General features: G+C 42.8%; 10 protein-coding genes and 1 riboswitch. Of the genes, 1 reads left to right on the forward strand and 9 read right to left on the reverse strand.

Translation table 11 applies throughout. The annotated features are described in order from the left end of the window. Positions 1-7 precede the first annotated feature (7 nt). The 9 genes from H7J92_RS10915 to H7J92_RS10955 all read right to left on the reverse strand — a co-directional run bounded on the left by H7J92_RS10915 (position 8) and on the right by H7J92_RS10955 (position 10,759). Positions 8-1,330, reverse strand: coding sequence for a TRAP transporter large permease (locus H7J92_RS10915; protein ID WP_078818686.1), 1,323 nt, complete (start codon positions 1,328-1,330; stop codon positions 8-10). Further along, entirely contained in the window at positions 1,327-1,812 is a 486-nt protein-coding gene (locus tag H7J92_RS10920) for a TRAP transporter small permease (RefSeq protein ID WP_009499187.1), read from the reverse strand. The genes H7J92_RS10915 and H7J92_RS10920 overlap by 4 nt, the downstream gene beginning before the upstream one ends. An 18-nt stretch (positions 1,813-1,830) precedes the next feature. Then, positions 1,831-2,880, reverse strand: a complete 1,050-nt coding sequence (locus H7J92_RS10925) for a DctP family TRAP transporter solute-binding subunit (RefSeq protein WP_009499188.1) — start codon at positions 2,878-2,880, stop codon at positions 1,831-1,833. 271 nt (positions 2,881-3,151) lie between these two features. Then, a complete protein-coding gene (locus H7J92_RS10930; protein ID WP_221836970.1) occupies positions 3,152-4,465 on the reverse strand; it encodes a (Fe-S)-binding protein in 1,314 nt (437 codons plus the stop codon). After that, positions 4,458-5,870, reverse strand: coding sequence for an FAD-linked oxidase C-terminal domain-containing protein (locus H7J92_RS10935; protein WP_221836972.1), 1,413 nt, complete (start codon positions 5,868-5,870; stop codon positions 4,458-4,460). The genes H7J92_RS10930 and H7J92_RS10935 overlap by 8 nt, the downstream gene beginning before the upstream one ends. A gap of 234 nt (positions 5,871-6,104) precedes the next feature. Then, positions 6,105-6,866 carry a YibE/F family protein gene (locus tag H7J92_RS10940; protein WP_009499191.1) on the reverse strand — a complete coding sequence of 254 codons (762 nt, stop codon included), beginning with the start codon at positions 6,864-6,866 and terminating at the stop codon, positions 6,105-6,107. Beyond that, complete coding sequence (locus H7J92_RS10945; RefSeq protein ID WP_221836973.1) at positions 6,863-7,987, reverse strand: YibE/F family protein; 1,125 nt, start codon at positions 7,985-7,987, stop codon at positions 6,863-6,865. The genes H7J92_RS10940 and H7J92_RS10945 overlap by 4 nt, the downstream gene beginning before the upstream one ends. Positions 7,988-8,150: 163 nt before the next feature. After that, positions 8,151-9,266 carry a CdaR family transcriptional regulator gene (locus H7J92_RS10950; protein WP_078818691.1) on the reverse strand — a complete coding sequence of 372 codons (1,116 nt, stop codon included), beginning with the start codon at positions 9,264-9,266 and terminating at the stop codon, positions 8,151-8,153. Between the two features lie 77 nt (positions 9,267-9,343). Next, the gene (locus H7J92_RS10955) at positions 9,344-10,759 is read right to left on the reverse strand and encodes a ribonucleoside-diphosphate reductase subunit alpha (RefSeq protein WP_221836975.1); all 1,416 of its coding nucleotides are present in this window, start codon (positions 10,757-10,759) and stop codon (positions 9,344-9,346) included. Between the two features lie 173 nt (positions 10,760-10,932). Then, positions 10,933-11,108: riboswitch (cobalamin riboswitch) on the reverse strand. 212 nt (positions 11,109-11,320) lie between these two features. On the opposite strand from H7J92_RS10955, the gene H7J92_RS10960 reads away from it, so the two are divergent. Next, a complete protein-coding gene (locus tag H7J92_RS10960; RefSeq protein ID WP_078818693.1) occupies positions 11,321-11,971 on the forward strand; it encodes a DedA family protein in 651 nt (216 codons plus the stop codon). Positions 11,972-12,569: the final 598 nt, after the last annotated feature.

Below are 12,569 nucleotides of genomic sequence, written 5' to 3' on the forward strand. Positions count from 1 at the left end.
CACTACTCTATTTAATATTTAATAGGTCTGGTAAAAATGTTGATATTTGCGGAATAAACGTAATGAGCAACAAGATGATTACGGAAGAGACAACGAAAGGAAAGACCCCTCTCGATATTTGCCCAATCGATGTATTCGATATCCCGGCGGCCACAAATAAATTGAGACCTACAGGTGGTGTAAAGAGCCCAATCGCCAAGTTGACGGTCATAAACACACCGAACACGGTTGGGTCTACATCGAACATCAACACAATCGGCAATAAAATTGGAACGAAAATGTAATACGCAGAGATTGCATCGATAAACATTCCAGCAATCAATAAAATCATATTAATTAATAGTAGAATAATAATTTTATTATCCGAAAAACTTAACATTACGTCAGAAACTTGGCTGGCGATCTGCTCTGTCGTAATAATATACGCATAGACACTGGCCGCACTAACGATGAACATGACAACTGCTGTCTGAACACCCGCCGCAACCAAAATATCGTACAGTTTCTTCAACGTCAATTCACGATAGATGAAAAATCCAATGAATAAGCTATAAAAGACTGCAACAACCGCAGCTTCTGTCGGTGTAAAAAATCCGCCGTAAATTCCGCCCAAAATAATTACCGGAATCAACAAGCCCCAAATCGCACTTATAAACGCTTGAAAACGTTCTTTGCCTGTCGCTGGTTCAGTTTTCTGCTGAGCCGCCACTGGACCTTCCTGTTTTTCCTGACCACGTCTGACAAACATTGCTGCGAGGATGAAACCGAGACCTAAAAGTAATCCAGGAATCACACCCGCCATAAACAGACGGCCAATTGAAACCGGAATCTGATCACCAGCTACCACTGCGAAAACGATAAATGCAATGCTGGGCGGTATAATAATTCCAATGGCTCCCGAACTTGCAACTAAGCCAGCAGCTGTTTCTACCTTATATCCATTTTTCACCATGCCGGGAATGAGAATGCCACCAATTGCTGCTACAGTTGCAGGTCCAGAACCCGAAATAGCCGCAAAAAAGATTGCGGTCATGACTGTCACAAAGATGATTCCACTTTTCCGGTGACCGACCAACGCTTGAGCAAAATCTATCAAACGTTTGGAAATCCCCGCGTATTCCATAATGACGCCCGCTAAAATAAAAAATGGAATTGCAAGCAACGTGAACTTTGCTACACTCGTGTACATAATATCCGCTACCAATTCCAAGCCAAACAAGCCGCTTCCCGTAAATAGTACCGCAATGGACGATATGGCAAGGGCTACAGCAATCGGCATTCGAAGCATGACGAGAATGAAAAACAAGCCGAATAAAATTAAAGCTGTCATAATGGCTGCTCTCCCTTCCCATTTTGCTCACGGAATTCAGTAATCGTTACTTGGATTGAACGAATCAAACAAAACAGTGCCCCAATTGGCATCGATGTCGAGAACCACCATTGCGGCCATCCAAGTGAAGGTGTCTTCTGACCCATATCCACCTGATACTGCACCATCTTAATCCCGAAATATAATAGAATAACAAACAATAATACCATCATTAAACCTACCAGGATCGTAATAATATTCTTCAGCAATCTATTTCCCATATCATAAAGTAAGGTAAAACCAAGGTGCGCGTATTCACGCACACCAATGGCCGTTCCGACGAATGTTAACATGACAAACAAATTGACCGTGATTTCCTCTGTAAAGGAAAATGAATAATTGGCAAATCCTCTGGAAAGCACATTTACGAATGCAATGGTGGACATGATGGACAACACGATGACAACAATCCACTCTTCTAATCTATTGAGTATTCTTCCCATACATCCACCCTCCAGTTTTTATTGGTCGCGGAACTTGTCTAACAGATCCTTGCCCCAAATGTCTTCGTATTTATCGTAAACAGGCTGTACTGCTTCTGCGAATTGCGCCAACTCCTCATCGGTCGGTGCATAAAATTGCATGCCTGCATCCTTCAGTTCATCAATTTGCTTCGCTTCTTTTTCACGTGCCAATTCTACTTGATATTCCGCTGCTTCCTTACCTAACTTCTTAACTAGCTCTTGATCTTCTTTGCTCATGGAATCAAACAATTTTTTGTTAATTCCAAGCACCAATGGATCGTAAGAGTAATTCCAAGTCGTTAAGTAATCCTGTACTTCATCCAATTTAGAGGAATGGATAACGTCGATTGGATTTTCCTGTCCGTCAATTGTTCCTTGCTGCAAAGCCGTAAAGACTTCTGAAAATGCCATAGTCGTCGGGTCAGCACCTAATGTACGGTACAAGTCGGTATACATCGTAATTCCAGGAATTCGAATCTTCAGACTCTTCATATCAGCCGGTGTCTTAATCTCATGTTTACCGTTCGTAATTTGACGGAAACCATTTTCACCAAACCCTAGTAACTCTACGTTCTTTTCATTCAGAATTTCTGCAATAGCTTCGCCGCCTGCACCGTTAAACACTTTGTCAACGCCGTCTTTATCTTTAAATAGGAATGGTGCGCTCGCTACTCCGAAACGGTCATCCAAAATGGAGTAAATGATTGTGGAGTGAAGACTTAAATCGGTCTGCCCTTTTGTCAGAAGCTCGACACCCTTGCCTTGATCTCCATTTGATAGTTGTTCGTTCGGGAAGACTTCGATTTTAATTCGGCCATCTGTCTCTTCATCTAAATCTTGCGCCAGTTTGTCTGCCGCTTGATACCAAGTGGATGAGTCATTGACCGTTACAGACATTTTCAGTTTGTAGGATTTCCCATCTGAATCTGCACCGCTGCTGTCAGCGGAAGTTGACCCTTCTTTATCCGACGAACAAGCCGCCAACATGAGCATAGCCGATAAGCCGATAGCTCCCAATACACTTTTTTTCTTCATTTTCATCTTCATTTCCCCCTAGTTTTTATCTAAGTACAGTCATCCAAACACCGTTGATTTCCGTTCCAGACGGACGCTTTCCGCGGGCATGGCTTGAGCCTCCTCGTCCGCTTCGCTACCTGCGGGGTCTCAAGACTCATGCTATTCCCGCTGGAGTCGGTTTTGCCGCGGGCTCACACGAAGTGAGTCATGCAGCCGTTGCCGCAGGACGCGGCGATTTTAGGCTGCCTTCCACTACAATCAACTAGTATCTGTCCTTGCAAAAAAATTTAGTCTATTTAACTTACTTAAATAGCTTCTCATGTACTAAATCAACGATATGTACAGCTCTCGAAGTTTGTGCTAACCCTTCTCTCTCCACACCTACTTTCATCTGCAGCAAGCAACCGGGGTTGGTTGTGACGATGGTGGTTGCTTCGATTTCTCGTACTTCTTCCATTTTGGCATCCAGGATCGTCATCGCCATCTCGGGCTGCAATAAATTATATATACCGGCGGAGCCACAACATAGGCGGGCGCCGGGTAATTCCACGAATATTGTATCGTTAATTGCTTGTAAAATCCGCCTTGGTTCATGGATGACACCATTGACGTTACGCAGGTGGCAAGAGTCTTGATAGGTGATCAATTCTTTTATTTCGGAAGCTGGACGCGCAGCCAGTTTCTCAACAATGCCCAATTGCATGAGCAAGGAGGAAATATCGATTTGTTTTGCAACAAACACTTCGGCTTTTTCCAAGAGCACCTTGTCCTTTTCGAATAAACGATCATACTCCGCTAAAAATGCCCCGCAGCCGCCTGCATTATTGACAATGTAGTCTACATTGTCAGCATCAAATGCTTCTAAATTAACTCGCGCATTGCGGCTCGCACGATCCATCTCCCCACTATGACCTTGCAACGCACCACAGCATTGCTGGTTTTTCGGGATAACAATCTCGCAGCCTAAAAACTCCAGCAAATCGATCGTATGTCGATTCGTTTCCTGAAACATCGTATCCATCAAGCAGCCAGTAAAAAATGCCACCTTGGTCTTCTTTTCTTCTGAATGAACGAGCACTTTCGGCCGTTTCGGTGGATCAGGCAGGACCTTTTCCATGTCTCGCATCATAGATGGAAACAGATCCAGAAAACCGACTTTTCTGACAATGCTTTGCAAACCGGATTTCTGATAAAACCTTACAAGCCCCACTGCCTGCTTCATTCGCTTCTGGTCGGCGAATAAATGATCAAACGCGCCTTTTCGGATGACTTTCTCCTGCACAGAAAGCTGCTTAGCTGAGACGATTGCATCACGCGTCTCTTCAATCAACGTACCGTACTGGACACCCGCCGGGCAAGCTGGTTCGCACGCGCGGCAACCAAGACAGAGATCAAATGCCTCCTCAACTGAACCGTCCCACGCAATGACTCCATCTCGTACGGCTTTCATCAAAGCAATACGTCCACGCGGTGATTGTGTTTCGTCATACCCTGAATGAATATATGTAGGACAGGCTGGCAAACAAAACCCACATCGCATACAGTCCATCAGCCGATTTTCATCCACGTGGGTGACAAATGCTTGGCGGATTGCTTCTGGTTGTGCGCTACTCATGATGCACCACAATCCTTTTCTTCGTATCCTTCGCAAACATCTTTCCCGGGTTCATAATATTAAGAGGATCCATTGCCTGTTTAATGCTTTTCATGACCGCCATACCTTCAGCACCAATCTTCCACTCAAGATACGGGGATTTCATTTCGCCTACCCCGTGTTCACCCGTAATTGTGCCGCCCAGCTGAATTGCACGGTCAAAAATTTCAGCAAACGCGGCTTCTACTCGGCTCATCTCTTCTTCATCTCGTTCATCCGTCAAAATGGTCGGATGCAAGTTGCCATCCCCTGCATGTCCGAACGTACAAATTAGCAAGTCGTATTTGACTGCGACCTGTTGAATTGTCTTAACCATCTTGGCAATCTCGGAACGTGGTACCGTCGCATCTTCCAAAATCGTCGTCGGCCGCAATCGAGCAAGTGCAGATAATGCAACCCGACGTGCGATACTGAGTTGTGCCGCTTCTTCAGCTGATTTTGCCATTTGCACGGACGTAGCACCATGCTCCAAACAGAGCTGATGGACAAGCGCCATATCCTTTTCGACTACCGCCGGATCACCATCTTGTTCAATGAGCAGCATCGCTTCACAATCCGCCGGTAGGCCGATATGCATGAAATCCTCTACTGCCTGAATGGTCCCTTTATCCATGAATTCAAGAGTCGCCGGCACAATCTTCGCCGCAATAATGGAAGACACGGTCTCGGCGGCTTGTTCCAATTCATTATAAAATGCCAGCAGCGTCTTCTTCGTTTCAGGTTCAGGAATCAAACCAAGCGTAATTTCCGCAATGACACCGAGCGTTCCTTCCGATCCGACAAATAAACTCGTCAAATCATAACCCGCTACGTCCTTCGCTAACTTACCGCCCGTCGTAATCACTTCACCAGTGGGCAAGACGACTTTCAAGGCTTTGACGTAATCTCGTGTCACGCCATACTTTAGCCCTCGCAGCCCCCCTGAGTTCTCACTGACATTGCCTCCAATCGTGGAAATACTCATCGAACTCGGATCAGGCGGGTAAAACAGACCGCTCGACGCGACCTTTTCATTGATCGCCTGCGTAATGACACCGGGCTCCACTGTAATTGTAAGATTCTCTTGATCCAACTCTAAGATTCGGTTCATCCGGTTAAATAGAAGTACCACTCCGCCAGATGTCGGTGTCGTGCCTGCTGCCAAATTGGTTCCGGATCCTCGAGAGACAATCGGTATCTGATGCTTCGCACAAACTTTGACGATCTCTTTTATGTCTTCAATTGAAGAAGGCGACAATACGATATCCGGCATGGCCTGAAAGTTTGCAGTCGCATCATAAGAGTAAGCAAGCTTCTGCGCAACCGTCGTTTTGGCATGCGAGGTTCCTGTAATGGCGACCAATCGCTCCAGCACGTGAGTATCCACCCAACCCCCTCCCTTTCAAAAAATCCAACTTATTAGTCTAATTCTAATAGTCTAACTATTTAATTCATATAGACAAAAGTACAATGTTGTATTTAATTTTCATTGGATTCTTGTGCAAAGGTACAAATATAAGCATGAAAACAACTAAATCATTCCACCTACGGACAGTAAACGCTTACATTTTCAAATGTAAAAAAGAGAAGCTATTAAGGGCTTCTCTCGCTTTAACTCTTCCTACTTTTCTCTTGTCTTGACCAAAAAATACGCATTGATCCAGGAAGCAATCGGTATCACCAAGGCGACCCCCATTCCTGCACAAAGTATCAAGATCATCTCAGAACTAAATATTTTCGAATTGACGATTTCTCCAATGGAATAGTTCAGATCTTTAAACCAAATAAGCAATGCCAAATATCCTCCGAAAAACGCAAAGAACAATGTATTTGTATCGGTTCCTAATATGTCCCTGCCAATACTGACTCCAGATTTGAACAGCTCTTTTTTGCTGAGGAGTGGATTGTGTTTAAATATTTCATGCATGGACGAAGCAATCGAAATGGCCACATCCATAATGGCACCGATTGTACTCATGATAATAACGGAAGCTCCAATCTTCATAAAGTCCACACCAATATAAAGGGACAGACCGCTAATCGCCTCTTCCTCCTCTTCACCAAAACCTTGAATCATTAATTTCTGCGATACGATCACAATGAAAACCAATAAAATTACGATGGTGACCATAGTAGAAATAAACGCGATCGTCGTTTTACCGTTCACTTCATTAATAAAAAATAGACTAACACAGCCAATCAATATGCTCGCAATGAATGTGATCAAAATCGGATTGACAGCCGGATCCATCATAAACATCACAGTTAGAAATATGACCCCAAAATTCAAGAATAAAGAGAGAAAAGATCTAGCTCCTTGTTTTCCACCCACCCATGCCATCAATAGAAGTAAAATCGCTGCGAGCCATACCAATACGTTCATACTCTCGCCTTCTTTCGCTTAACGAAAAATACTGTCGTATACAGACCAATCGGTATCGTAAGAACAATCCCTATTCCGCCAGCCAGTGCACGGGCCAATTCCAATGAAAGATTCATCGAAAGAGCAAAACCCAATGGAGAGGCGTTTTTCAAATACAAAATCAGCATTGGAATCGAACCACTGATGTAAGCGAAAAATAAAATACTCGTGATCGTTCCCATAATATCTTTCCCTATATCCATTCCAGAAGTCTTCAGCGATTTGATCGATATATCGTGGTCCCTTTCATATAAGGCAAAGATCGAGGAAGACATCGTAATCGCAACATCCATAATGGCGCCTAACGAACCGATGAACAGTCCTGCCATGAACACTGTATGATACGGTCGCGTCAAAAACTGCATTTCCTCATAGCGCAGACCGCTTCCCGACGTGAGCCAGATGACAAGAGAAGTAATAGACAGCGATGCCACTGTTGCGATGAGCGTCGCCACAATCGCTGCATACGTTTTTTCATTGAAGCCACTAACGAGCAATAACGATATGGCGGTAAATAAAAGAATGCATAACCCACAAATCAGCAGCAGACTGACCCGTGAATAATGTACATAAATATCTAAGGCGAAAGACAGCAGCAGGACATTGATCACAAAACTGACAATCGCAAGCAGCCCCTGCTTATGTCCAACGATCAATAACGTAAAGATAAAAATCCAAGCAACAACCAGCACATATTGATCACGTTTTACATCTGTGATACTGCCTGCTATTTTCTCTCCTGTCTCCGAATCAATGGAGACAAACAGTTTATTTCCTATATGATATTGCTGATCATATGCTCCTGAAGTGGAATACTGATTCGTTAAATGAATTTGCTGACCCTTCTCTTCCCCATTTTTTAATATAGCTACGATATGCTGAGTAAACAGAGTATCTTCATTGCCATGCATATCCTTCGTTTTCGTTGTATCTTCCAATGTCGTTTGAACCACTTGAGCAATTGGACGATCATAAAATGAATAGTTGTGATTCACAAATAGAAGGGAAGAGGCCAAGCAAAATAATAGAAGGATATATAGGATCCAGCGTTTAGTCGTCCTGTTTCTAGTTTTATTTATCATCCACAATCCCTCCACTGCTTAAAGGATAGAGCACATAGTAAGCCTACCATGTATAGGACGTATAATTCACAAAAACGATCATTGTTTCTTAAAAGACTATATGAGTAGGCTGCCAACGATAAAAAGCCCCATTCCCATAAAGGAAATGAAGCAAACTTTTCACTCATTCATTATTTGACAATTGCTCTTCCATCAAACACAATGCCAAGTACAGCAAAAACACATCATGTGTACTCCATACAGATAACCCCGTTAACTGCTCGATTTTTTGCAGACGATAAGACAATGTGTTCTTATGGATATGCAAACGCTGTGCTGTATTTTGCATAGATTGATTCTCTGAAAACCAGATTTTCAAATTGTTCATCAGCTCTTCTTCTTTAATAAGTGGAGCTACCGTGCGGCCCAAAAAATCCGCACGCACGGCTTCTGGGATGCTTTGCAAAATAATTTCGAGACGCAGCTCATGTTCGAAGACAATCTCGCCCGATTTTTTTGAGGCATTGACTGCACGTTCTGCTTGTGCGAATGATTTGGCTAAGTCAAAATAATGTGTTGGCGCACCGATCCCTGCAACAACTTGTATTTTTTTGCGTCGTTTCATATGAAGCAATAAGAACTTCAATTCATGCTCAAGCGTCTCTTGATTCATTTCTGGAAGCAACAACAAGATTTTATTCTGTGCCCAGCGGATCATTTTCATGGAATCATGGATATTCTGAATGGACGCAAATGTTTCCATTTCCTCAACCGAAAACTGCTCTAGTAAATCGACCACTTCCAGAACCGCTACCTGCCGATAAAGCGTAACGTCAATTCCAAGCAGTGTACCTCTTTCCATAAACCGCTCATCTTTTCTCGTACCCGTCAGCCAATCAAATACGAAAAACTCCATGTCCCGTACTTTTTCATCTTTCTGCTTTCGTTTCAATGAATCTTGGATAAATAGTTCTGCCACCCGTAAGATCAACTGTGCTTGCGGACGGATCATCTTAGGTTCGCCTGTGATACCAAGCGCGGCAATCGGCTCACCTTCAATGAGGATTGGCAGCACAATACCTTTACGTACACCACGCAACCGTTCTACTTCCTCATCTGCCATATAGAGCATTTCCTTTTGGCGAATGCATAGTAATGCGCCTTCATGGAACTGATTGAGCCGTGTAACGTCCGTGCTGGCCTGAATGAAGCCTCTCCGATCCGTTAAAATCACTTCTTGCTGTATTAAATTCGAAAATTCCTTCACCATTTCCTGCCCTAGTGTATCAAACTGGAACATCTACCTCACCTCGGATGAAAACTGCTAGTTATCTTAACTTTACGCCAGTTCAGTCTTCATCTCAATAGGCGGGACCATTACTTTATATGAACTTCTTTGATTCCGCAGTTCCACGCTTTCATGAGCAACTGCAAAAGTTCTGCCGTTTCTATGAAAGCAGACTTCTCCAATGTGATTGAGCCGCCGACATCCGTGTGGTTCTGTTGCACCGCAAGCCGGTTAATCATCGACAATTGTTGGTGCTTTGTTAAGGAATATCCAGACAAACTTTCAGTATCTGACGCCTTCCGTAAGCAGCCGTTCCGGATTCCGTTCCCTGCAATTTCATTCCTTACTTTTTGCCACTCTTCTGTTGTATAACTACGCTGTTCAAAGTAGCTTCCACTCTGCCAATTTGAGCCTTCAAATTGAAGATACGGACCTTTTTCCTTCGCCAGTTGCAATGAAGTTTTTATCACATGTAGATTAATTTCTTCAGATAGTTCTTCAATGAATGACACTGCCTGTTCCGAATGTAAGCTAATTCGTTGATCTGCAAGCGCTTCTTCCCATCCGGCTGCTTCAATTTGCAGATCTCGTCTATTGTCTTCTCGTTCCCATACATCCAAAATGCCATTAAGCAAACGGACATGAATTCCACAAACACGAGCCAAGACGTTTCTCCGTAGCACTTTCGACAGCTGGATATGCGAATGCAATCCTTTTGTTCCACGCTGAAAGTCATCGTCAAAATGGAAAACGATGCCGTCACTAGCTAACAGCTGCTTCATCAGTCCGATAGCGGAAAGCCTTTTGTGCGTGATGGATGGGTTCGCAACGGCCCGACGGAACGACTCACTGCCGACGTCCTGCAGAGAACCATTCATCACGCGACGTACTTCCTCCATATCAAATACGAGCCAAGATCCACATGCCTTCACCTGTTCCATAAATGTAGTAGGTATACGGATGTGCTTTTCCTTCACTTGACTGGCCAAAAATGATGGAATCCGTGAATCCAAGAGGTTCATTGAATGAAGACGACGTACAGGTTGCCCTGGATAGAATGTCTTGCCGAAAAACGCCATGATATCATCCGGTAACGTCACATACCCCATACTCAAGACCCAATAGGCTTCTCGTACTTTTTGCAACCGTTGCACAGTTTCATCCCGCATGGCTGCCATCGCAATAAGCATCAGCCGTTCTTGCGGCAGTCCCAGTCTTCGATCATAATGATTGCAAGTGACAAATTCTTTCATATACTGAAGAAGCTGTTTAGCGGATAGCAATTGATCTCGCTCCGGCATAATTTGCAATCCTAGCCATTTGATTTCATTGGATGAATAGTGATTGATCCAGCTTCCATATAAACCGTCACTCACCAGCTTCCGCACTACTTGATGAAATCCTTGGTATGCTGGCTTTTTGTGCAATTGTTCCGCTTGTCTATACAAAACTTCGAGCAACGCACGTTCATGTGTACGTTCGTCTGATTGTTCGAGAACTCTCATTTCGCCGTCTCCTTTCCTATACAACAAAAAAACAATCATCCTGGCTCTTCGGCAGGATGATTGTAATAGTTGTGATTGAGGAAACAAAAATAGGCAGCTCTAAAGAACTTCATGCAAATCGCATGAACCGCAGAGACCCTTTTGCCCCCACCTCTCAACCCCCGAAGAAAGTGTTGCTTTGACGATGTCTGGCAGGTCTCCTGGCTTCACTTCATCCTTCCGCCAAGCCTTCCCATGTCTCCATAGTGGCTTTTCTCAGCGGTCGTCCGTGTGTACAGTTGCGGGGACAGCTCCGATTTTCGGATTCCCTTTTACACCTTGATAGGTACCAACGCATCGTGCAAACTCATTTAGTATTTTATTTATTCTAGTTTACCATGAATAGTCGGAGAGGTGGTAGAAATAGTTGTTGCCTTACCTTTCGTTTAAGGGGTGTGATCATTTGGAGGCTGCATCACAATTGAGTTATTCATGACAAGCATGCGAAAAAGAAGTATAATATCTATGGTTGACTCGTATGTTTAAGAGAAAAAAATAATCTACTCGAAAGTGAGAATAGGAATGACATTCATCCAAAACATAATAAGCTTTATCTTACACATTGATGAACACTTGATTGAAATTATTCAAAACTTTGGAAATTGGTCCTATGTTATTCTATTTTTAATTGTGTTTGTTGAAACAGGTATTGTTATTTTTCCTTTTTTGCCGGGTGATTCACTTTTGTTTGCAGCTGGTGCTCTCGCTGCGATGGATGCATTTAATATTGTCCTATTAATCTTAGTATTCTTTGTAGCCGCAGTATTAGGGGATACAATAAATTATCATATCGGTAAAGCAGTAGGAACAGCAATCACTCAAAATAGACGGATGGGTAAATTTATTGACCAGAAAAAGATGAGAAAAGCTGAGGATTTCTTTAATAAGCATGGTGGTAAAACGATCGTCATTGCTCGTTTCATGCCATTTGTCCGTACGTTTATACCGTTTATTGCAGGCTCAAGTCGAATGAACTATCGATATTTCTTCGCTTACAATGTAATTGGTGCTGTACTATGGGTGGGACTATTTACAACAGTTGGTTACCTGTTTGGAAATATCCCGTTTGTTAAAAATAATTTCTCAACCATTATTCTGTCAGTAATTTTTCTCTCCGTTCTGCCAGTCTTCTATTCTTTTGCAAAGAGTCGTTTCCAAATACAAAAGAATTGAGCAATCGTTGAAGCAAGTTCTGTGTAAATAGTGCACACCAACAATTGAACGATGGAGCAGTACAGATTGGTTCTAACAGAAAATGGTCGTTACTGATAATCGTGAATTTCTCTACTTCTTTATAACCATCTATACGACTCTTAACAACCGCTGCCTTAAGAAGGGTGGTTGTTGGAGTCTATTTTTTCCAATCGTCTTTTGGTTACCTACGGTGCGAAATAGTTACCTTAAATACCGATTTATTTTTTCGCTGAATAACTCTAACGTATTAACATATTTTATTATACCGAACAATGATGCAGCAAGAACTTTTAAATTTCTATTACATATCAACAATTATTATATCTATACTTCGTTCTTCCCCTCTCTTTGGTAGAAGCAAATTTTACAACTTTCACATTCATTTCCACATTTGCTTTTTCCTTCTACTTGCTTCTCAGAATTTACTATTTTAGTATCTCTTACCCTCATTACCTGCTCTGCTTGTTTCGTACTTTCCACTTTCCTCACTCCTTATCCTAAATTTATAAATTAAATTTAACAGAATACCGAAGTGGTTTACCTTATGTTTTTTCATAATGTAGAATAGACAGAATAT

This window comes from Sporosarcina aquimarina (assembly GCF_019748715.1).
Classification (GTDB): Bacteria; Bacillota; Bacilli; order Bacillales_A; family Planococcaceae; genus Sporosarcina; species Sporosarcina newyorkensis.

Coding starts and splice junctions, on each gene's coding strand:
- H7J92_RS10915 (WP_078818686.1), bottom strand. CDS start 1,330: ATGACAGCTTTAATTTTATTCGGCTTGTTTTTCATTCTCGTCATGCTT.
- H7J92_RS10920 (WP_009499187.1), bottom strand. CDS start 1,812: ATGGGAAGAATACTCAATAGATTAGAAGAGTGGATTGTTGTCATCGTG.
- H7J92_RS10925 (WP_009499188.1), bottom strand. CDS start 2,880: ATGAAGATGAAAATGAAGAAAAAAAGTGTATTGGGAGCTATCGGCTTA.
- H7J92_RS10930 (WP_221836970.1), bottom strand. CDS start 4,465: ATGAGTAGCGCACAACCAGAAGCAATCCGCCAAGCATTTGTCACCCAC.
- H7J92_RS10940 (WP_009499191.1), bottom strand. CDS start 6,866: ATGAACGTATTGGTATGGCTCGCAGCGATTTTACTTCTATTGATGGCA.
- H7J92_RS10945 (WP_221836973.1), bottom strand. CDS start 7,987: ATGATAAATAAAACTAGAAACAGGACGACTAAACGCTGGATCCTATAT.
- H7J92_RS10950 (WP_078818691.1), bottom strand. CDS start 9,266: ATGTTCCAGTTTGATACACTAGGGCAGGAAATGGTGAAGGAATTTTCG.
- H7J92_RS10955 (WP_221836975.1), bottom strand. CDS start 10,759: ATGAGAGTTCTCGAACAATCAGACGAACGTACACATGAACGTGCGTTG.
- H7J92_RS10960 (WP_078818693.1), top strand. CDS start 11,321: ATGACATTCATCCAAAACATAATAAGCTTTATCTTACACATTGATGAA.